17 protein-coding genes and 1 pseudogene are annotated in these 21,976 nt (G+C 59.3%); 1 reads left to right on the top strand and 17 read right to left on the bottom strand.

Annotated elements, in window-relative coordinates; all coding sequences use genetic code 11:
• Positions 1–70 precede the first annotated feature (70 nt).
• The 15 genes and pseudogenes from PAB09_RS08115 to PAB09_RS08185 form a co-directional block, all read right to left on the bottom strand.
• Positions 71–1,183: a TerC family protein gene (locus tag PAB09_RS08115; RefSeq protein WP_271033183.1), complete on the bottom strand. Its 1,113-nt coding sequence runs from the start codon at positions 1,181–1,183 to the stop codon at positions 71–73.
• Between the two features lie 294 nt (positions 1,184–1,477).
• Positions 1,478–4,864 carry an FtsK/SpoIIIE family DNA translocase gene (locus PAB09_RS08120; protein ID WP_271033184.1) on the bottom strand — a complete coding sequence of 1,129 codons (3,387 nt, stop codon included), beginning with the start codon at positions 4,862–4,864 and terminating at the stop codon, positions 1,478–1,480.
• A gap of 367 nt (positions 4,865–5,231) precedes the next feature.
• Positions 5,232–5,882 (bottom strand): TIGR03085 family metal-binding protein, encoded by a 651-nt coding sequence (locus PAB09_RS08125; protein WP_271033185.1) that lies wholly within the window; start codon positions 5,880–5,882, stop codon positions 5,232–5,234.
• Positions 5,883–6,198: 316 nt separating this feature from the next.
• On the bottom strand, positions 6,199–8,238 hold the full coding sequence (locus PAB09_RS08130; RefSeq protein ID WP_271033186.1) for a ribonuclease J: 2,040 nt from the start codon (positions 8,236–8,238) through the stop codon (positions 6,199–6,201).
• Positions 8,239–8,240: 2 nt separating this feature from the next.
• Positions 8,241–9,146 carry a 4-hydroxy-tetrahydrodipicolinate synthase gene (gene dapA, locus PAB09_RS08135; protein WP_271033187.1) on the bottom strand — a complete coding sequence of 302 codons (906 nt, stop codon included), beginning with the start codon at positions 9,144–9,146 and terminating at the stop codon, positions 8,241–8,243.
• 541 nt (positions 9,147–9,687) lie between these two features.
• The gene (locus PAB09_RS08140; protein WP_271033188.1) at positions 9,688–9,879 is read right to left on the bottom strand and encodes a YbdD/YjiX family protein; all 192 of its coding nucleotides are present in this window, start codon (positions 9,877–9,879) and stop codon (positions 9,688–9,690) included.
• Positions 9,880–10,766 (bottom strand): annotated as a pseudogene (locus tag PAB09_RS08145) (carbon starvation CstA family protein); the annotation flags it as partial.
• A 453-nt stretch (positions 10,767–11,219) separates the two neighbouring features.
• Complete coding sequence (gene thyX / locus PAB09_RS08150; RefSeq protein ID WP_271033189.1) at positions 11,220–11,972, bottom strand: FAD-dependent thymidylate synthase; 753 nt, start codon at positions 11,970–11,972, stop codon at positions 11,220–11,222.
• A 4-nt stretch (positions 11,973–11,976) separates the two neighbouring features.
• The gene (gene dapB, locus PAB09_RS08155; protein WP_271033190.1) at positions 11,977–12,720 is read right to left on the bottom strand and encodes a 4-hydroxy-tetrahydrodipicolinate reductase; all 744 of its coding nucleotides are present in this window, start codon (positions 12,718–12,720) and stop codon (positions 11,977–11,979) included.
• A 352-nt stretch (positions 12,721–13,072) separates the two neighbouring features.
• Entirely contained in the window at positions 13,073–15,334 is a 2,262-nt protein-coding gene (locus PAB09_RS08160) for a polyribonucleotide nucleotidyltransferase (protein WP_271033191.1), read from the bottom strand.
• Between the two features lie 251 nt (positions 15,335–15,585).
• Positions 15,586–15,855, bottom strand: coding sequence for a 30S ribosomal protein S15 (gene rpsO / locus PAB09_RS08165; RefSeq protein WP_271033192.1), 270 nt, complete (start codon positions 15,853–15,855; stop codon positions 15,586–15,588).
• Between the two features lie 130 nt (positions 15,856–15,985).
• A complete protein-coding gene (locus tag PAB09_RS08170) occupies positions 15,986–16,447 on the bottom strand; it encodes a hypothetical protein (RefSeq protein ID WP_271033193.1) in 462 nt (153 codons plus the stop codon).
• On the bottom strand, positions 16,444–16,752 hold the full coding sequence (locus PAB09_RS08175) for a hypothetical protein (protein ID WP_271033194.1): 309 nt from the start codon (positions 16,750–16,752) through the stop codon (positions 16,444–16,446). Before PAB09_RS08175 ends, PAB09_RS08170 begins: the two co-directional genes overlap by 4 nt.
• Positions 16,753–17,000: 248 nt before the next feature.
• The gene (locus tag PAB09_RS08180) at positions 17,001–17,954 is read right to left on the bottom strand and encodes a nucleoside hydrolase (protein WP_271033195.1); all 954 of its coding nucleotides are present in this window, start codon (positions 17,952–17,954) and stop codon (positions 17,001–17,003) included.
• Positions 17,955–18,047: 93 nt separating this feature from the next.
• Positions 18,048–19,046: a bifunctional riboflavin kinase/FAD synthetase gene (locus PAB09_RS08185; protein ID WP_271033196.1), complete on the bottom strand. Its 999-nt coding sequence runs from the start codon at positions 19,044–19,046 to the stop codon at positions 18,048–18,050.
• Here PAB09_RS08185 and truB point away from each other — a divergent pair.
• A complete protein-coding gene (gene truB / locus PAB09_RS08190) occupies positions 19,045–19,941 on the top strand; it encodes a tRNA pseudouridine(55) synthase TruB (RefSeq protein ID WP_271033197.1) in 897 nt (298 codons plus the stop codon). The two genes, PAB09_RS08185 and truB, sit on opposite strands and share 2 nt — an antisense overlap.
• A 300-nt stretch (positions 19,942–20,241) precedes the next feature.
• Here the strand turns inward: truB and PAB09_RS08195 are convergent, their stop codons facing one another.
• Positions 20,242–20,898: a 4'-phosphopantetheinyl transferase family protein gene (locus tag PAB09_RS08195; protein WP_271033198.1), complete on the bottom strand. Its 657-nt coding sequence runs from the start codon at positions 20,896–20,898 to the stop codon at positions 20,242–20,244.
• Positions 20,898–21,695, bottom strand: a complete 798-nt coding sequence (locus PAB09_RS08200; protein WP_271033199.1) for a metallophosphoesterase family protein — start codon at positions 21,693–21,695, stop codon at positions 20,898–20,900. The genes PAB09_RS08195 and PAB09_RS08200 overlap by 1 nt, the downstream gene beginning before the upstream one ends.
• Positions 21,696–21,976: the final 281 nt, after the last annotated feature.

The following is a 21,976-nucleotide window of genomic DNA, read 5'->3' on the forward strand; positions in this document are numbered from 1 at the left end:
CCAATAAAAAAGCCCCGCGGAAACCTTTTCTCAAGGTGCCCGCGGGGCTTGGGCGTTTCTTGGGCGAACGCTATGACTTATCTGGATTCGCGCGGTTATCAACAACCTTCTTCAAGGAAGCCAGACGCTTGGGATCCTCGGCGATGTCATCATCGTCGTATTCTTTGTTCCACTTCGGGGAAACGGCGCCTTGTACTTCGTCACGCTTTGTCTTGATCAGCGAGGCGACCACCGCGATAACTAAGACGCCGACGATAACCACCAACGAACCCACCGTAGAGATCTCCGGCGCGTGTACCGGCTCGCCACCGTTTATAAATGGAAGCTCGTTCTCATGCAGCGCGTGGAGGACGAGCTTAACGCCGATGAATCCCAGAATGGCCCCCAAACCGTAAGGCAGGTAGACCAGCCTGTCGAGCAAACCATCGAGGAGGAAGTACATCTGGCGCAGACCCAGCAACGAGAAGGCGTTGGTGGTGAACACGATGTAGGCCTCGTCGGTGATGCCATAAATAGCAGGGATTGAGTCAAGCGCGAACATCACGTCCATCAAACCAATGGCAACCAATGCCACGAACAGCGGGGTCAGGGCAAACTGACCCTTCTTGTGGACGTAGAGGTGATCCTTCTCGTAAGTCGCCGTCACCGGAATCACCTTGCGCAGGAACTTGATGATCGCCATGTCATTGGGATCTGTCTCAGGGGTGCCGCGCACCTCATCGACGATGAGCTTGATCGCGGTGTAGAGCAAGAAGATGCCGAAGAGGTAGAACACCCAGCTCCATGCCTCGAGGGCTGCCGCACCCGCCAGGATGAACAGCAGGCGGAAAATCAAGGCCAATGCGATGCCGATGAGCAAGACCTTCTGTTGGTACTTGCGCGGGATCTTAAAAGAACCCATGATCAGCGCAAACACGAAAAGGTTATCGACGCTAAGCGCCTTTTCCGTGACGTAGCCGGTAAGGAATTCAAGCCCATGCTGGTGAGGATTGCCAGGCTCTGCCCAGTAGACCCACAAGAAGGCACCGAAGGCGAGGGCGAAGACGACGTAGAACAGCGTCCAGCCCGCCGATTCCTTCAGGCTGGGCTCGTGCGGGGTACGCACGTGGGAATAGAAGTCGAACACGAAGAAGCCGAGAATGACAGCTCCCGTGATCAACCATGTTGCAAGGTTGACTTCCATGAAAAAAGACCTCCGGTCTCATTCGGGTTGCGGATGAACCGGAGGTCTCCCCCGCCCTCTTGCAGATCGGGCCGGCGTGACCGGGGCTTGCTTCCTTGAAGACGAGGCGGTTCCAATGCCGAATCTCAAAGGCCAAGACCGTGCTGACGATCGACGCCGTAACGTGGGGTACTCCCCTCCTATTACGTTCGACGATTTTATACCAACAAGGTCTCAAACGCTAACGGCAATCGGTGCGGGCGACCGGGATGTGGACGGCGTTAATCGTCGGAAAGCACTGGCACGACTTCGTCCCTAAAACACCCCACCTGTGGGGTTAGCGTCGACGATCGTGGTATTCGGTTCGGCGCCACCGTCGTCACCGGCATCGATCTCCTTTGGGGCTTCAGCGGGGTCCGCGCCCTTGATCATCCACAGGATGGTCTCGAGCTCCTCTGGTTTGACCAGCACCTCGCGAGCCTTCGAGCCCTCGGACGGGCCGACAACCCCGCGGGTTTCCATGAGATCCATCAAGCGACCTGCCTTGGCAAAGCCGATGCGCAGTTTACGCTGAAGCATCGAGGTGGAGCCAAGCTGCGCGGTGACCACCAGCTCGACAGCCTGGAGGAGATCCTCCAGGTCATTTCCGATATCGGCATCGATGTCCTTCTTAGCCTCAGCGGCCTTGTCATCGGTCACGCCCTCTGTGTAGTTGGGCTCCCCCTGCGACTTTGCGGCATCGACCACGGCCTGGACCTCCTCATCCGTGACGAAGGCGCCCTGGATGCGGATGGCACGCCCACCCTGCGGAATGAACAAGCCATCGCCCATGCCAATGAGCTTTTCCGCGCCACCCTGGTCGAGGATGACGCGGGAGTCAGTGGCCGAGGAAGTAGCAAACGCCAGTCGGGAAGGCACATTTGTCTTGATCAAACCGGTCACCACATCCACCGACGGACGCTGGGTGGCCAGCACCAGGTGGATACCGGCCGCACGCGCCTTCTGGGTAATACGCACGATCGAATCCTCGATCTCCTTCGGCGCAGTCATCATCAGGTCGGCGAGCTCGTCGACCACGCAAACGATGAATGGGTATGGGTGATACTCGCGTTGGGATCCGGCTGGGGTTTGGATTTCTCCGCTGCGAATCTTGCGGTTGAAGTCCTTGATGTGGCGAACACGCGCGGACTTCATGTCCATGTAGCGCTGTTCCATCTCCTCAACCAGCCACTGCAGGGCAGCTGCGGCCTTCTTCGGCTGCGTGATGATGGGAGTGATTAGGTGAGGGATGCCCTCATAAGGTGTAAGCTCCACCATCTTCGGATCCACCAGGATCAACCGCACCTCTTCCGGCGTGGCTCGGGTCAGGAGCGACACGAGGAGGGAGTTCACGAAGGCCGACTTACCCGAGCCGGTAGAACCGGCAACCAGCAAGTGCGGCATCTTCTGCACAGAGTGCACAACAAAGTCGCCCTCGATGTCCTTGCCCAAGCCGACAAGCATGGGGTCATGATCGGCGATGGTGGCTGGCGCATTGAGTACGTCGGCGAGGCGCACCATCTCGCGGTCGGCATTGGGCACCTCAATGCCCACCGCGGATTTGCCTGGGATCGGGGTCAACAGGCGCACATTGTCCGTTGCGACGGCATACGCCAGGTTGGACTGGAGATTGGTAATCTTCGATACCTTCACACCAGGTCCCAGCTCCACCTCGTAGCGAGTCACCGTCGGTCCACGGCTAAAACCGGTGACGTGAGCATCGACCTTAAACTCCTCGAAGACCTCGGTTATCGCCTCAATCATGCGATCGTTGGCCGCAGAGTGCGTTTTCGGCTGCTGCCCGGGGATGAGCAGATCCGTGCTGGGGAGCACGTAGTCGTTGTCTTGAGAAGGCAGGATCTTCGCCTGTTGCTGGGTATCCGGCAGGGAGTTTGCCGCGCGGGCGGCGGTGGCGCCAGCCGAGTGGGCCGCTGCCACACCACCGGCACCGAGGGCTACTGCCCCGGAAGGTACCGCGCCAGCGGCTGCGCCTTGCACTCCTGCACGCGTGCGCGCGGCCATTTCTCCGGCCACGCCTGCTGCACTGACGGCGCCTTCCATGAGGTTCGCAGCCGATTTTGGTGTAGAACGTTCTGCCACTGGCATCACTTGATGATCGGTCGCTGGTGCCGCCGACCGCGCTGGAGGTTGCTGTTGACGTGCGCGGGCGGCGTCGCGTTGCTTCGCAGCCTCAGCCACCATCGCTTGGCGCGTTTCTACCGCATCGGTGCGGTCATAATCGGCAGCGTTGGAAGCCGGCGCAGTGCTTTCCGACGTCGAGCGCGCCGGAGCACGGCGGTTGTCATCCTCGGGTTTGCCTACTACCGCAATCTCATCGGTATCGCCGATGTCGCGGGGCTTTCGCACCGGTTCACTAGCTGGAGGTTGCTCAGGACGCCTAAAGCTCATGGTCGGTTGCTCATATGGCGACTCCTCGGAGTGAGAGGTGGCAAATTCATCAACCGGGTATGCCTCCATCGGGTTCCGGCGCTGCGACGACGCGGTAGCACGCGAACCCGACGCTTGACGAGGATCGACCCCATAGCCATTGACGTGGTCGTCTCTGCGCCTGGAGGCGCGGCGAGCGCGTGGGGAATCCGTGCCGGAGCTCGGCATGTCGGGCAACGGAAGTTGTCGTGGCTCACGCCCGCCGCGGCTGGCGGCAATCTCGTCGATCTGCGAGTCGGCGTCGCCGTAGACATCATCCTCATCGATGTCATCGTATTCCGACTCGACATCGCCATCGACAAAGCGACGACCACCGCGCGCAGAGCCCACCATGTCCTTGATGGCGTCGGCAAGCTCGCGGGCGGAAATGCCGGTGATCTTCTGCGCGCCAAAAACGATCAGAATAACGAGTAAGGGAATGGCGATAAAGGAGCTAAAGCCCGCAGCCAACGGCCCCGCCAGGTAGGCGCCGATCGCACCACCGGCCTCACGTCGTCCAGCCCAATCTGTGGGATTTCCGGCGAACAGGTGCACCAATCCCAGCATCGACACCGTGATGATTCCGGTACCCACTGCTACCCGAGGACGGTCGGCGGGCTTGGGTGTCAGTCCGAGCATCAACATCAACGCCACGACCACGAGGACGACCGGCAGGATGAGGGCACCTGCCCCGATCGCTGTGTGCGTCATCTCAGCGATAAAGGCGCCCACTGGCCCTGCGATGTGGAACCACACAGAGGAACCCAGCACCACTGCCAAGGCGATGAGGCCTAGCGCCAAACCGTCGTAAGTTCCTGGTGTTTCCGCCTGGCCCGGGTCGAGGTCATTACCGCGCTGTCTTGGCTTGCGCGGTGTAGCTTCCCGCTCGCGGGCTTGCTCGGCTGATTCATAAAGATCTGTTGCTGGTTGACGCTTACCGCGTCGAGAAGACGCCTTCGCCTGCTCGTCTCGCGCAAGGTCCTTCGACTTGTCGTCGTCCGTGGCTTCATCCTCGACCAAGGAGTGCTCGTCAAAGTCATCATAGGCATCATCGGAGGCGCGACGGGCACGAGCCTTTGCCCCCACTTCGCCAATCTTGCGAGTCAAGGTGCCTACTCCCCGAGCGCTGGCGCCGAATGCCTGGGTAATTCCACTACCGACAGCACGAAAGGCGCTGCCGGTTCTCTCGTTGGAGGTGTCGGCAGCGCGATGGGCGGAGGTAGCAGGATAGCTCAAGCTCGTTTGTGAGCGGCGTCCCTTGGGGCCTGAGTTTTGTTGCTTCTTGGCCCGACGCTGAGAGTTCTTCCCTGACCGCGATGGAGTCGGTGATGCGCTTCTGACAGTCATGGTCTCAAGCTTAGACGTTCTAATCACATTCACAACATCCGGAACACTGTTTTGCTTAAATTTCACCTTTCAAGCGAGTCCAGTATGCATAGTTGACAAACCTCAACCACAGCTTGAGAAAGCGGCTTCGTCGAAGCGCCGTAACGCTAGTGACGTTGTGGTCAAGCATAGGACCGATACAGCTAGTAAGGGGTCTACTACCCGACCCAATCCATCACCACCGAATCCCTTCCAGCAGCTGCCCCCAGCAATAAACCTATACGGGAGACAACCTGAGCAGACCGTAGGGATCTTCAACGACAACGCCGGCTCCGTCGCCGTAGCTTGCCGCGCGACCAAAAAGCCATAGCACCATATTTTCTGCCGACCCCCGAACCACGGCAACCCTATCACCCTGGACTGCCACGCCGAGGCGATCGTGCACGACCACACGCTTGCCGCCCACCGGTTCGAAGACCACCGGCCCCGCCGAACCTCGCAACAACATCGCTGCCATAGATCGTGCGTGAGCCATAAGCTCCAGGCGATCATTGTCATGAAGACGCAGGACTGCTGTCTCCGCAAACTTGTCAGGGTTGGCCGCGACAACGTCGACATAATGTACGAAGTACTCGAGGGTGTTCATCTTTTGCTGAACAACCTTTGGAAGCTTGGACACTTTGCCCTTCCGCCAAGCATCGACCACAAAAGCCAAGTCTTGCCCCTTGACTTTAGCCATTTCCATTTCAAGTCGGTTGGCCAGTTGAGGAATAAGAATCCCGACAGCTTTGGTAGGGCGATTTTCGCGCACGTACAAATGCGCGGCTAGGTCCGCCGCGGTCCAGCCCTCACACAAGGTCGGTGCATCAGGACCAACTGTAAGCAAGGCCTGCGCCAGTGCGTCTTTCAACCGTTCAACCAGAATCATGGCATCAACTCTAGCGCCTTCATCGCCAATTCCTCCCTGCCCCCCTCTCCCCCACCGGCGCGGTACGCATGGACGCCTTGTGCTTGCCGACGACCCCAAATTTCACTCCACCGTATGTGTCAGCTGAAAGCTTCCTTTGTTCGCTCATCCACGCGTTGCTCGGCATTCGCCCGGCGCCTTCCGCATCCCCGCCACCGGGCCCAACTTGACAAGCCACGGTAATACAAAAGTCCCCTGTCTTCGTCCGCCGCACCGCACGAGCAGTCCGGGGAGAACGACAGGGGTTAGCTTTAAGAGCTTGCCTTTCTAGCTTGCGTTAGAGGCTTTCGCGGGTTGCGCGGATCTCATCGTCGTCGGCGGTGACCTGCGCAGTGGTGGTCGGGATGACCGTCGGCATAATCATCGGCTGACGACGCCAAGTCTGCTCAACATAGCGAGAAACCTTGCGACGAAGGTGCTGGACCATGCGATAAGGATCGTTTTCGCCCTCCGCAGCCAGATCATTCATGGTGGACTCCACCAGGTCGGTGACTTCCGGCATCATGGCGACAGCATCCTCGGAGAAGCCCTTTGCTTGGACGGTTGGGCGCTCCAGCAGGCGGCCGGTGCGGTTGTCGATGACCGCGGTGATGGCGATGAGACCACCCTCGCCCAGCGACGTTCGCTCCTCGAGTACCTCGGCGTCGATGTCGCCCATGGTGACACCGTCGACGTAGAGGTTACCGACTGGGATTTGGCCTACAACGCGGGCGCGACCATCGACGAGGTCGACGACAACGCCGTTTTGAGCCAGCACCACACGGTCGCGTTCCACGCCGGTGGAAATCGCCAGTTCCTTATTCGCGCGCAGGTGGCGCCATTCGCCGTGCACCGGCATCGCGTTGACCGGGCGTGCGGCGTTATAGAGGAACAACAGCTCGCCGGAGTAGCCGTGGCCGGAAGTGTGGACCTTGGCATCGCGGCCAGTGACCACGGTGGCACCGATTTGGGCCAGCATATTGATCACACCGAACACCGCTTCCTCGTTTCCGGGAACCAGCGAGGAGGACAAGATGATGAGGTCACCATCACGGACAGTGATCTGACGGTGCTCGCGACGCGCCATGCGCGAAAGCGCTGCCATCGGCTCGCCCTGGGTACCGGTGGTGATCAGCATGACCTTGTGGGGGGCCATCTTGGCAGCGTCATCCATCGTGACAATTGTGCCGCGTGGCGCCTTGAGGTAACCGAGCTTCTCGGCGATCTCCATGTTTCGGATCATCGAACGACCATTGAAGGCAACCTTGCGGCCAGCGGCCACGGCAGCATCCACAGCAGCCTGCACGCGGTACACGTTAGAGGCGAAGGAAGCAAGGATCACGCGCTGCTTGGCATCTGCGACCAAACGCTTCAAGGTGGGAGCAATTTCCGCCTCGGAGCCGGAAACGCCAGGGGTGGTTGCGTTCGTGGAATCGCACAAAAGGAGATCCACACCCTCGTCGCCGAAGCGAGAAAGCGCTGGCAAGTCGGTCGGACGCCCATCCGGCGGGGTCTGATCCAGCTTGATATCGCCGGTGTGAACGACCAGACCCGCTCCCGTCTTGATGGCAACGCCCAAGCAATCCGGAATTGAGTGGTTGACAGCCCAGAAGCGAATGTTGAAAGGACCGCGGTTTTCCACGGACTGCTCATTGACCTCGATGAGCTTTGGCCGCTGGCGGTGCTCCCGACACTTAGCAGCAATCAGTGCCAAGGTGAACTTGGAGGCGATGATCGGAATGTCAGGGCGCAGCTTCAATAGCCAAGGGATAGCGCCGATGTGGTCCTCGTGACCGTGCGTGACAACGAGAGCCTCGACGCGATCGAGTTGGTTTTCAATCGGTCCGAAATCGGGCAGGATCAAGTCCACGCCAGGCTCGCCGGAGGAGGGAAACAGCACGCCACAGTCAACGATGAGCAGGCGGTTATTGTACTCAAAGACCGTCATGTTACGGCCGATTTCGGAAATGCCACCAAGCGCGTAGATGCGAAGGCCGTTCTTCGGGGCCTTGGGTGGCTGCGGAAGACGCTCGGTGAGATCGGCGCCCTGCATGGACTTGACCACATTGCGGCGCTCGCGACCGCGACCGCCACGCTCGTTGCGATTGCCGTTTGAATCGGTGCGCGAAGCATCATTGCCGCCGCGACGAGACCTGTTGCTCGAACGCTTATTGGTGTTACGTCCTCGGCCGCCGCCCTTGTTGGCATTTCCCTCGGGCTTGTGCTCTGCAGCACCCGCGTCAGTTACTTCCGGTGCCTGGAATACAGGCGCTTCGTTAGCCTCCGGCGGCCCAGCCTTACGGGTCACCTTTCGAGAGCGGCTACGGGGTTCAGTCATATTTATAGGACTCCAGCTTTTTCTAGATCGTGGCGGAGCTCTTCCACTTCCTGCTCGTTGGGAGCAATGATCGGCAGACGCGGATCGCCTACTTCAATGCCCTGCAAACGCAGTCCTGCCTTGGCGAAGGTCACGCCGCCAAGGCGGCCCTGTGCCGAGACGAGTGGGGACAGCCGCGCATTGATTTCGCGCGCCTTGTCGAGTTCGCCGTTAATAAATAGGGTTCGCATTTCGCGCAAGAGCTGAGGTGCTAGATGTCCGATGACGGAGATAAAGCCAGTTGCTCCAACCGACAGCCACGGGAGATTAAGCGGATCATCGCCGGAGTACCAGGCAAGCCCAGTCTCTTGAATCAGCGGGGTTGCCGCTGCGATGTCTCCCTTGGCGTCTTTGACGCCCTTGACGGTTGGCAACTGTGCGATCCGGCGCAGGGTTTCCGGCTGGATCGGCACCACAGAACGAGGCGGAATATCGTAGGCGCAGATAGGAAGAGGTGTCGCCTCAGCGATGGCGCGGAAGTGCTGATAAATACCTTCCTGGCTGGGCTTGGAGTAATAAGGCGTCACAACCAGCAACGCGTCTGCGCCAGCCTCGGCCGAAGCCTTGGCCATCGCAAGGGATGCTGCGGTGTTGTTCGTGCCGGCGCCCGCAATGATCTTTGCGGAATCACCAACCTCTTCTTTCACGGCCTTGAGCAGGCTGATCTTTTCATCCAGCGAGGTTGTCGGTGACTCACCGGTGGTTCCGGCGAGAACGAGAGAGTCAACCCCATTGGCTACCAGGTGCGCGGCCAAACGACGCCCGGCGGCGAGGTCAAGCTGGCCTTCGGAATCAAAGGGGGTGACGATGGCAACAGAAACAGTACCGAAGTACTCGCTGCCGTTATTCGCTGTCGAACCTGTGCTCATGAATGGTAAGGTTACCTGCTTTCTCCCGCTGTGCCCATCACCACCCCAACTTTTTGCCCCACATATCCCCATACTGCTTCGTCGTTTTCCTCTCTCCCCCGCACTCGCCAAGCTTGTGGGCGCCTTCCCCACCAGTGCCCATCGCTTAATCCCGTTCCTGCATCCCAAGGCCAATCCCAGCGACCCCTGCTAAGCCTTGCGCTATGCAATAGTGACATCACCGTCGGTAGGTTCCCCAAACAGCCTGCAAGCCAGCACGCCTTCCTTCCTTTCAAGGGAGAGAAAACGAACCGGCTTGTCTGATTGGCAATTTCTTTGCCCAGTATTCCCATGGCGTCTGCTTCAGCTTGCCGTCCACACACCATGAAGCATGCCGCCTGTGAACGTCGGAAAGCAATCACGACAGGCCAAACCGCCACGGTCGATGCCTGGGCCACGGCGAAGATAAACCCTCATGCACCTGTGGCCAAGCACGACCTCATCACTCTCCTACGGAAAAACCTAGGGCCTCAAGCTATGGACGTTGGGGACGAGCGTTTGCTTAACAGCAGCGCGAGGCCGGGTTGTTATCCTGATTGGCGTATCTTTCGCGCCAATAGTCGCGCTTGGACAAGACCTCGCACCCTGGGTGAGCCTGGCGGCGGTGGGCGACGTAGTTGTCGTAGTCATGATCGCCGACCACGGCACCGAGGTACCACCACACGGACTTGGCTATTTTCACAACAGCGTGCATTTAATGCCCCACATGCTTTCCAGGATTGCGGGCTTCCCACGCCTTGACCAAGACACGCTCGGCGTCGGTGGGAACCATCGACTCGGGTGCGAAAAGCGCGGAGGCAACATAAGGCTCCTCCGAGGTCGCTGGGGTGTGCCCCTGGGCATGCTGGCGCGCTGCCTTTACCGTCGCCACCAGGCATGTGGCCACAACGATGGCGACTAACACGAGATACAACGCCGACAAGGTGCCCTGAACCGCAGTATTGCGGATGACGGCATCGATGGCTTCCGGCGTCTTTGCCGTGCCAAAGGTAGTAAGGTCTTGTTCTTTCGCGTCCTTGAACGCGCTGTGCTGCGCCCAGTATCCGATGGACGGCGTGTCGCTGAAGATCTTCTGTAGCGAGGCGTAGAAAGTCACGGTAACGTCCCACGCCAATGGGATGGCTGGCACCCACGCGTACTTCAAACCGGTTTTTTTCACCACCACGACGAGGATCAGGCTCAAGGCGATGGCGGCCAGGAGTTGATTCGCAATACCAAACAGCGGGAAGAGCATGTTGATTCCGCCCAGCGGGTAGTCACACCCATGAGCAAGATTGAACCCCATCCGGCGCAGATGACAGCCGTTGCGATCCACGCACCCGGCTTCCAGTGCGGATCCTTGAACTTGCCCAGACCGGGGATGGCACCGAAGGTGTCAGAGAGCAGGAAGCGAGCCACGCGGGTTCCCGCATCGATCGTGGTCAGGATGAAAAGGGCCTCAAACATGATGGCGAAGTGATACCAGAAGGCCTGGAGGGAATCATTGCCGAAGATGTCGGTGAGGATGTGAGACATGCCAAACGCGAAGGTGGGCGCACCGCCGGTACGGGACACGATCGCACAGGGAAAGACCCCCTGCGCTCACCTTTTTCGGAAATTGACTCCCCCGATGCGCAATGAGCAAATCTCGTTCAATGCTTGTCGCTTTCCGACGTCGCCAGCGCCCGCAACACACCTTGCATTCTTGCCGCATACCACCCCCTTTGCCCTGCTACGCCCGCACACAGTGTTCGCCACGCCAAGAACAACCAGTACCCCTTTTTAGAGTCAATCTTTTCAGCTTACCCCACGGCCCGACCACACGACGTATTGGTTTTACTCCCCCTTGTGCGCCACAGTTGGTGAGACCACGCGGGCTTGACGAAAAGACAGAAGGCGGCGCACAGGATGAATGAACATCACTGTGCGCCGCCAACGCTTTCCCCCTCAAACCTGCCACCCCGCACACCTTGAGTGCGCGTCCTATCGCAAAGATTGAAGCCGCCGAAAGTCACAGATCAAGCCGATCAATCGTCCGCGATTGCCTCTGAATTCTTAGAAGTCGGTGACGTATGGACTCGTTGCCATCTTCGAGCCATCCATCAAGGTAGTGACCTCGAAATCACCGAAGGCCACGGGGGCCTGGTTTTGCAGAAGCTCTAAACACTCAACTGCTAAGGTTCGGATCTCAACGTCAGCATGCTCGGAGGCACGCATTCCGATGAAGTGACGCCACGTCCGGAAGTTTCCGGTCACCACGATGCGCGACTCCATCGCATTCGGCAAGATCGCGCGGGCGGCCTGCCGCGCCTGCTTCTTTCGCAGCAGGGCGTTAGGCTCGTCGGCAAGCTTTTCCTCTAGCGCTTCCAGCAGTTCGTTGTAGGCCAAGCGGCTAACATCGACAGTGTTGAGAAAGATCTCGCGTAGCTGCTCATCCTCATCGATGAGCGGTGGAACGATGACCTCTGTCTGATCTTGGTGAACAAATCGTTGCGATAGCTGCGAGAAACTAAAATGACGGTGCCGGGTGAGCTCATGTGTTGCCGAACGCGACAACCCACGAATGTACAGCGTTGCCGTGGGGTGCTCCAGCAACGCCGTGTGCCCCACCTCCATGATGTGGCGCAGATAGGCCTCATTAGTAGCCGTGCGGGGATTGGGCTTATCAAAGGACTCATAACACGCCCGCCCCGCAAACTCTATGAGGGCTTCCGAGTCGGTGGCATCCGTCTCCCAGTCAATGTCAGAAGGTGGCATGAAGTGCGAGCAGGCCACGATCTGGACGTTGAGCAGTTTTTGCCGGGCCATCGGTCTAGAGTCCGAGGAAGTGCTCAAGTCCCACGGTCAGGCCCTCGTGATGTGCGACTTCACGCACGCCAACGAGCACACCCGGCACAAAGGAGTTGCGATCATAGGAATCCTGACGGATGGTCAGGGACTGCCCCTGGGCGCCAAAGATGACCTCCTCGTGCGCAACCATGCCAGTCATGCGGACTGCATGTACGCGCACGCCATCAACATCAGCCCCACGGGCACCATCAAGGGATTGGTCGGTGGCATCCGGCATCACACCCAATCCTGCCTCGCGGCGCGCAGCGGCGATACCCTCGGCGGTGTGAATGGCGGTGCCGGAAGGTGCGTCCAGCTTGTTCGGATGGTGGTACTCAACAACCTCAGCAGAATCAAAGAAGCGCGCTGCCTGCTTGGCAAACTGCATGGTCAAAACCGCAGAGATGGCAAAGTTTGGGGCGATCAGCACGTTGGCTCCGCCCTGCTTCGCCCACTGCTCGACCTGCGCAAGACGCTCCTGAGTAAAGCCGGTTGTACCCACCACGGCGTTGATGCCGTGGGTGAGGACAAACTCAAGGGTATCCATCACCACTGCCGGTGCGGTGAAGTCCACGATGACCTCAGCTCCCGTGCTAAGCAGAGTTTCGAGAGAATCTCCCTTATCGATCTGAGCCACCAGCTCGAGATCGTCTGCGGCGTTCACACCCTCACACACGGCCTGCCCAACGCGCCCCTTGGCACCGATAACGCCTACCTTGATTGCCACGTGTCTTACTCCTTGCTGTTAGAAGTAGCTTCTGAAAAAGAAATAAAAAATCACATCTGCTTTGGGGAATTCGCGGAGAATTTCTCCGCGTATCTCCAAGCTCTTTGAACAAGTCTAGGACACTGGCTGAGCAACTGGTGATAGCGACCTCCACGAGGCGAACCCCTTGTCGTCGGGAAGCTTCCGTATTCAACTGCACTACAGCCAATGCCCAAGGAACATCCCGTTTATGCCACAGGGCGCCGCCGGTCCGACCTTTCCTTCCCACCCCTTATGGGATGAAAAGAAATTGTGGTGCCTAGCGACGCCCCATCATGTCTCAGGCGGGAACTCTCCTGCTGAGTGTGGCAGGCTAGTCCTCGTTGCTGACCAGTCCGAGGGAGATCTTGCCTCGGTTGTCGATGTCGAGGATTTCGACCTCAATCTTGTCGCCGACGTTGACAACGTCTTCGACCTTCTCCACTCGCTTGCCGTTGCCCAGCTTGGAGATGTGGACCAATCCATCGCGGCCGGGAACCAGCGACACGAACGCGCCGAAGGCGGTGGTCTTGACAACAGTGCCGAGGAATCGCTCACCGACCTTCGGCAGCTGAGGATTGGCAATCGAATTGATCTTCTCGATTGCGGCCTGGGCTGCCTCGCCGCTGGTGGCAGAGACGTAGACGGTGCCATCCTCCTCGATGGAGATGTCCGCACCGGTCTCCTCGGTGATTTGGTTGATGGTCTTGCCCTTCGGGCCGATGACCTCACCGATCTTGGAAACCGGGACGGTGACCGTGGTGATACGAGGAGCCAACGGGCTCATCTCGTCCGGGGTGTCGATGACCTCGGCCATCGTGTCCAAGATGGTGATGCGGGCATCACGAGCTTGTGCCAGTGCGGCGGCGAGCACCTCGGAAGGAATACCGTCGAGCTTCGTGTCCAGCTGCAGTGCGGTCACAAACTCAGACGTACCGGCCACCTTGAAGTCCATGTCGCCGAAGGCATCCTCGGCGCCGAGGATGTCGGTCAGCGCAACATAGCGGGTCTCGCCGTCGACCTCATCGGAGACCAAGCCCATGGCGATGCCGGCCACCGGGGCCTTCAGCGGCACGCCGGCGTTGTACAGCGAGAGGGTCGAGGCACACACCGAGCCCATAGACGTCGAGCCGTTTGAGCCCAAAGCCTCAGAGACCTGGCGGATGGTGTACGGGAACTCCTCGCGGGAAGGAATCACCGGCACGAGCGCGCGCTCGGCGAGCGCGCCGTGCCCGATCTCGCGGCGCTTCGGGGAACCCACACGGCCGGTCTCGCCGGTGGAATACGGCGGGAAGTTGTAATGGTGGATGTAGCGCTTGGAGGTGGTCGGGGTCAGCGAGTCAATCTGCTGCTCCATCTTGAGCATGTTCAAGGTGGTCACGCCGAGGATTTGGGTCTCACCGCGCTCGAAGAGGGAGGAACCGTGCGCACGAGGGATGAGGTCAACCTCGACGGAAAGGTCGCGGATGTCGGTAACACCGCGGCCGTCGATGCGGAACTGCTCGGTGAGGATCTTCTGGCGCACGATCTTCTTCATCACCGCGTTGTAGGCGGCGCGGATTTCCTTGGAGGCGTTCTCATTGTCCTCGAAGGAATCGATGAGCTCGTCCTCGACCTGCACCATGTACTCGTTGGTGGCCTCGTCGCGCTCCTGCTTGGCCTTGATCGTCAAGAGCTTGGTGAGCTTGGCCGAAGCCTTCTTCTCCACCGCAGCGTAGACCTCGTCAGTGTAGGCCGGGAACAGCGGGAACTCCTGGGTCTCCTTCGCTGCACGCTCAGCCAGACCAGCCTGAGCGCGGCACAGCAGCTCGATGAAGGGCTTTGCTGCCTCTAGGCCTGCGGCGACCACGGTCTCCGTCGGCGCAGGGGCTCCGCCAGCGATGCGCTCGACCACATGCTCGGTGGCACCGGCCTCGACCATCATGATGGCAACGTCTTCGATGGTCTTGTTGCCCTTCTTCTTGGCAACGATGCGTCCTGCGACCACGAGCTCGAACAAGGCGGCCTGGTGCTGCTCCTCGGTAGGGAAGGCAACCCACTGCCCTTCTGGGTGCGCCTCATCAGAAATCAGAGCGATGCGTACGCCGCCGACGGCGCCGGAGGTGGGCAGGCCGGACAGCTGAGTGGCGGCGGAGGCGCCATTGATGGCGACGACGTCGTAGCGGTCGGTGGGGTTCATGGAAAGAACCGTCACCACGACCTGCACCTCGTTGCGCAGGCCCTTGACGAAGGTGGGGCGCAGCGGGCGGTCGATCAGACGACACGCCAGAATGGCCTCGGTGGAGGGACGGCCCTCACGGCGGAAGAAGGAGCCGGGAATTTGGCCTGCGGCGTACATCCGCTCCTCGACGTCCACGGTTAGCGGGAAGAAGTCGAAGCCTTCACGGGGCTGCTTTGAGGCCGTGGTGGTGGCGAGCAGCATGGTGTCATCATCCAGGTAGGTGGTGACGGAACCGTCCGCTTGGCGGGCCAATTGCCCAGTCTCAAAACGGATGGTGCGAGTTCCGAAATCGCCATTATCGATGGTTACGATGGCCTCGGTTACTCCATAATCAGGATCTTCAGAGAACTGAATCTGTCCCTTGGTGTTGCTCAAAACTGACGTCTCCTTGTCAATCAGACGTTGTGTCGGTGGTCATCGGTGCCACCTTTTACCAATTCTTAATAGTTTTCGAATTTGCAACTTTGGGAAGTTTAGCACGAAAAAACCCGCAAATCAGCACTACAAAGTGTGATTCGCGGGTTGTGAGGTACTCGCACCCTAATAGGCGAGTGCGCGGTATTGCTCAAGCACTGCATTGGGCAGTCCCTTAAGCATCCTCAAATAAGGCCACAAGCCTTGATTGCTTAGCGACGCAGACCCAGGCGGGAGATGAGGTCACGGTAGCGATCAACGTTGTTAGCAGCCAAGTACTTCAGCAGGCCACGACGGCGACCAACAAGAAGCAGCAGACCACGACGGGAGTGGTGATCGTGCTTGTGGAACTTCAGGTGCTCGGTCAGGTTGTTGATACGGGTGGTCAGCAGCGCAACCTGAGCCTCCGGGGAACCGGTGTCGGTCTCGTGCAGGCCGTACTCGGCGAGGATGGACTTCTTCTGCTCAGCGGACAATGCCATGAGTAGTACTCCTATAAATATTTCAGTCCACATGAAAAAATTCGCAAGTTTTCAACCTGCGGCTTCGAACTGCTGTGGACCGCAGTAGAAAAGCTCAGAGAATACTAACACAACCTCGCTCATTATTCCACTAGGAAACGGTCGGCTCGATGAAGCGGCGGACGCTATAGCGAAGATCATCGGCCATGTTGATTGCCTGCGCCGTGTGTTCGTGATCGGCTGCGGTATCGAGGAGGGTCTTGGCATTAAAGAGCTGGGTTTGCATCTTTCTGATGGCCACCATGTCATCTTGCAGGTCCGTCCCGATACCTCGGGTGACAACGAGCAGGTCCCACTGGGAAATCAAGGTAGCCAGGTCGGCGCTGGCCTCGGCCTTGAGCTGCTCGAATTCCTCAAGTGCTGCCTGCTGCTCTTTGACCTGGACCTTCGATTCCTTCGCCAACATTATCGCTCGATAGACGCTGACGAAGGCTAGGACGACTAGCACACCACCGAGCAAGTAGAGGGCGAGGGTAAGCGCCCACATCAACAATGACAGAGCCACTGCGATGAGAATGAGCATGGCGCAACCGGAATTTCCGCGGCTTCTCATGATGACAGGCTCCTTTGCAGCTCAGCTGCACCTTCAAAACACAGCACTCCGAGGAGGACTAAGCCGACAAAGGCGACCACCGCCAGAATGTAATAGGTGTACCACGCAGCCGGCGCCTTCATCTGATCAAGGGCAAGCCCCACTTTCTTGATGCCGTGCGCCACCTGGACACGTTCGCCTTCATTGAGGATGAGCTTGCGCTTTTGCCGGAGCCACGCGACCGAAGACGCCGTAAGGGCCTCCTCAGCCGCAGCTTTCGGGAGGTTCTCGTTACTGCTTTCTGATAAGGGGATGGGAATGACCATGACTTACATATCTAGCACCACCCCACGACACCCGCAGCACGAATGCGAACAAGGATTCGCCAAGGTGCCATCACACCCCGCGCTCCCCCACCACACATAGTGTCTAAGGCCAAGCTCTTGGCGCGATTGTCGAAAATATCATCGCTATCGTCCCCCATTCCCCACAGGTGGTGTGCAGGGGCGTTTTGTGCTTGCGACGCCTAACGGTGGCGTCACCAAGCGAATCGATAGCCTATTGGCTTAACCAACTACTGGCCCGAGGCAACGCGCCCAATGCGGGTCATGAACTCCTCGAGGAAGCGGGAAACATCCACGCCGACTGCCACCTTGGCATTCTTGTGCGGATCGTTGAGCCGGGTCTCATCGCCAATGGTCCGGCCCCTGGTTGCGCCTTCGGTATCCACCTTCAAGTTGATCGGCAGCAAGGTGACCAGGCTGGGGTCGACCGCAACGCCGACTGCCAGCGGATCGTGCAGGCCACAGCCGCCCAGGTGCGGCGCGGTGGTGTCGTAGGCCTTGATGTAATAATCGGTGGCATCGGCAAGGAAGGTACCCGCCGGGGTTCCCAGCGCACGCCACTGCTTGGTCTCCTTGTAGGTGAGCAGGGTTTGCAGGGTCACGTCCAAGCCAATCATGGTGATGTCGGCGGTCTTACGCACCATGATGTCGGCAGCCTCGGGATCCTGGTTAATATTGGCTTCCGCCCATGGCGCCACGTTTCCCGGCACAGTCAGCGCGCCACCCATGAACACGATGTGCGCGTTGTCGGCGAAGCTGGGGTCTTTCTCGATCGCGGTTGCGATGTTGGTCATGGCACCCGTGGGGATGATGATGAGCTCATCGCCGTAGGTATGGACGGACTCAATCAGGAAGTCCACCGCGGATTTTTCCTGTACCTTTGCCGCAGCGTCGGCTACAGCCACTTCCCCGATGCCATTGTGCCCGTGGATGAAGGCAGAAATTTCCAGTACCTCAAATGAGTCCTTGGCCAGCGCGTGAGGCTCACCGACGAATACCGGAATGTCCGGGCGTCCGAACAACTCGAGGAGGGCTAGGTCGTTGCGGGCACCGTCTTCAACGAGCACGTTACCGTAGGTAGCGGTGATGCCGATGAGCTCAAGCTCAGGCGAACCAAGCGCATAAGCCAAGGCAAGCGCGTCATCGATGCCGGTGTCGAGGTCGAGGATTACTTTCTTTGCCATCGTGGGGTCTTTTTCCTTGTGTGGAGTTTCGAAATAGCTGACGGAATTGAATTGTCGCGCAGGGCGAAAGGCGGTCTTTCCCCCTGGAAGCCTTTAGGCGTCGGCAAGCGCCTTGCGCACTTGTGCCACATCGTTGTTGATCGCCTCGAGGAGCTCTTCAACGCTGGAGAACTTCTCCATTCCGCGCACGAAGTCCACAAACTCAACGACCACGGTGTGCCCGTAGAGGTCGGCGGAGCGATCCAACACGAAAGATTCCACGCTGCGGCGTTCATCGCCGAAGGTGGGGTTATGTCCCACGGAAATCGCCGCCATGTAGCGCACATCATGTTCCATGTCGCCGTCGATAGGCGCCGGGGAGACGACGCGAAGCCAGCCGGCGTAGACGCCGTCGGCAGGCAGTGCAACCGAGTCCGGGAAATAGAGGTTCGCCGTGGGGAAGCCCAGCTCCTTGCCACCGCGGCCCGCGCCACGCACGACTTGCCCCTTCACGGAGTAGGCGCGCCCCAGCGCCCAGTTGGCGCGCTTGACATCGGAGGCGGCGAGGCAGTTTCGGATCAGCGTGGAACACAACACGGTACCGTCTTCTGCCAACAGCGGAAGCACCTCGATTTCCACGCCGTATTTTTCACCCAGCTGCTTGAGGGTATCGGTCGTGCCCGCCGCCTTGTAACCAAAGGTGAAGTTCTCCCCCACCACCACGACCCGTGCATGCAAGGTGTCCATGAGGACCTGAGTGAAAAACTCCTCCGGTTCCAGGCGGGCCATGTCGGCATTGAAGCTCAAGGCCAACATGTGCTCCACCCCGAGCTCGTCGGCGAGGTCGGCACGCTCTCGCACCGAGCCCAGCATCGGGGGCATGCGATCCGGGCGCAAAATGGCCAAGGGGTGCGGGTTGAAGGTCAACAAGATGCTGGGCACACCGAGTTCGGTTGCCCTGGTTGTTGCCTTGGCGATAAGCGTCCGGTGTCCGCGGTGAATCCCGTCGAATACGCCGATGGTGACCACTGATGCATCAAGGGATGCGGGTACTTCTTCTAGTCCGTGCCAGATATCCACGCCCAATAGCCTACGACATAGACTGGTGTTCATGAATGATCCCCTTGCAACTTCGGGTCTCGTAGTGGTGGATAAACCCGCCGGAATGACCTCTCACGATGTGGTTTCTCGCCTCCGTCGCTATTTCCACACCAAGAAAGTCGGCCACTCCGGCACCCTCGATCCCATGGCAACGGGGGTGCTCGTGTTGGGAATTGAACGCGGCACGAAGTACTTGGCGCATATGGTCACTGACACCAAATCCTATGCGGCAACGATCCGCCTCGGTGCGGCAACCACCACCGATGACCGCGAGGGCGAGGTTGTTTTTGAAAAAAGCGCAGCCGACCTCAACGACGAGCGCATCAAGGAAGAAATCGACTCACTCACCGGCACCATCATGCAAAAACCGGCTGCAGTCAGCGCCATCAAGATCGATGGTAAGCGCGCGCACCAACTCGTCCGCGAAGGCGTAGCGGTTGATATTCCCGCACGCCCCGTGACGATTTTCCGCTTTGATGTGTTAGAAACTCGGCGTGAAGGGGCGTTTGTCGACCTCGACGTCGAGGTCGATTGCAGTTCTGGGACGTATATCCGCTCCCTCGCCCGCGATCTGGGACTCGCGCTGGGCACCGGCGGGCATCTCACCGCACTGCGTCGCACGGCGGTCGGCCCGTTTACGCTTGCCGACGCCTATCGGCTCGAAGAACTCGAGGACAATCCGCGCCTGTCGCTGAGCCTTGACGAGGCGCTCACGCGCACCTATCCCGTGTTCTCGGCCACCGCGCAGGAGGCGGAAGCACTCGCTATGGGCAAATGGCTCGAACCCCGCGGCCTTGACGGCATTCACGCTGCGGTGGGACCCGATGGCAAGGCGATCGCACTCATCAAGGAAAAGGGAAAGCGCCTATCGACCATCTTTGTCGCACGCCCATCCACGCTTTCCTAGCCCGGCTTAAGGACCGTTTCTCCTCCCACGGCCACATTAAGAATCCCCTCCCCTTCCACCCGCGCAGGTGGTCACCCCCGGCTCGCCCTAGGGCTGCGCGAAAGTGGAAAATCAACGCAACGTAGAGGTGATCTGCGCTGACGCAGACTACCCGCAGCGGCGAATTCCGCACCCCGTCAGGCAAAGATTCGCAAGCATGAGAATCGCAGGATCCCTCGTCAAGGCGACGAGCCGGTGCAGGAGGCAAGCACGTCGCCTCCCTCAATCAGGCCCGATACGCCCGCCCGACAATCGCCGTTACTAGACCACCGCGGTAGTGGCCACGATGTAGCCGTCTTGAATCATCCACTTGCCTTCGATAAACGGCACCGGTGTCGGGCGAACAAGGAGGTAAGAAACAAAGGTGCCGTCATCGCGGATATCGATCTCTGCCTGTTCAAAACCCAGCCACCGACGAGTCAGAGGAAACCACGCCTTGTAGGTGGCTTCCTTCGCACAAAACAACAAGCGATCAGCGCATTCGACGCCCTTGTCTTTGAGGTAATCCAACTGGGCGAGCTCACTGACGCGCGAGATCGATCCCAAAACCCCCTCGGGAAGTGGCTCAGCTATTTCCGCGTCAAGGCCCATGGAGCGGACCAACAACCGCGGGGCAACAACGGCGGCGCGCAGGCCGTCGGTATGCGTAAGCGAGCCCGACACCGATGCCGGCCACAGCGGCATTCCCCGTTCCCCACGCAGGATCGGCTCCCCGGTGTCGCGATCGAGTTTCTTCAGCGCCTGATGCGCACACCACCGCGCATCGCCAAATTCCGCCTTGCGGACGTCGACCGCATGGGCGACTAGCGCCCGCTCCAAGGGGTGCAAACCGTGGAAATTGCTCAGATCGGGGTGGTCCTTGTCGACCTTTTTCACAACGAACTGTGCGCTGGAGGGAAAAAGCTTGGCATCAAGCATCACTTCACCTCCATGACTGGAATCGGCCACTGTCGATCCTCGGGCAATCGTCCCCACTCACGCGGATAACCCAAAGAGACCTCCTCGTGGACGATGCCATCGACGTTCACAGTCCCCGGCATGTGCAGGTGCCCATAGACCACGCGCTGGGCGTTGTAACGCTGCGCCCAGGTGCGGGTGTGACGGGTCCCGCACCACAGCCCGATTTCTTTCAAACGCAATTGATTGACCGGCTCCACCACCAGTGGCCAGTGGTTAATGAGGATCGTCGGTCCTTGCACACGCGATAGCCTGCGCACTGAATAGGCCAGGCGATCCCAACACCACGCACGCACGTCGACGAAGGGCGCGATGGCAAATTCGTCGGTAAGCATAACCTGCTTGTCGCGGGCAGCCTGCACCGCCTGCTCCACAGTCAGTTCCTGCGGCTTGAAGGAATAGTCGTACAAGGTAAACAAGGGCACGAGGGTGACGCCGCCAAAAACCGGATACGGATCCTCAGGTGTTAACACATCGATGCGACGGCAGCCTTCCACAAGCTCGTCGTATTTCGCTCGCCCCTGATGGCGGTCAGTGGAACGAGAAAACAGCTCATGATTGCCGGGCACCCAGATCACCCGCGCGAAACGCTTCCGCAACGTATTGAGCACCTGCAACACCAGCTCAGTACGCTCGGCAACGTCACCAGCCACGATGAGCCAATCGCCCGGATCCTTCGGCTGGATAGCGTCGATCCACGGGGCGTTAGCCTTCACCGCCGCGTGCAAATCCGCGACGGCCCACAGTGTCTGCGTCACCGCAACCGCACCTTTCAATTGGACTCAAATACTTCCACATCATCTCATCACGCCATTTGACAACGAACGAACGACGTGCGATTTACCCCAACTTCGACCGTCACAATGAGGATCGACAGCTGGGAAGCTCCGCCATGGTTCCGGCACCAAGGCACTCGATAGCCGACTCCGCACGCCCACAAGCGCACCCGGATCTGGAACGAATCCAATTCGCCTGGGATTTAACTCGCAATGCCTGCGGGTGCGGCGTGCAACGATGCCCACTCCAGCTAAGGTTGCCC

This window comes from Corynebacterium sp. SCR221107 (assembly GCF_027886475.1).
GTDB lineage: Bacteria > Actinomycetota > Actinomycetes > Mycobacteriales > Mycobacteriaceae > Corynebacterium.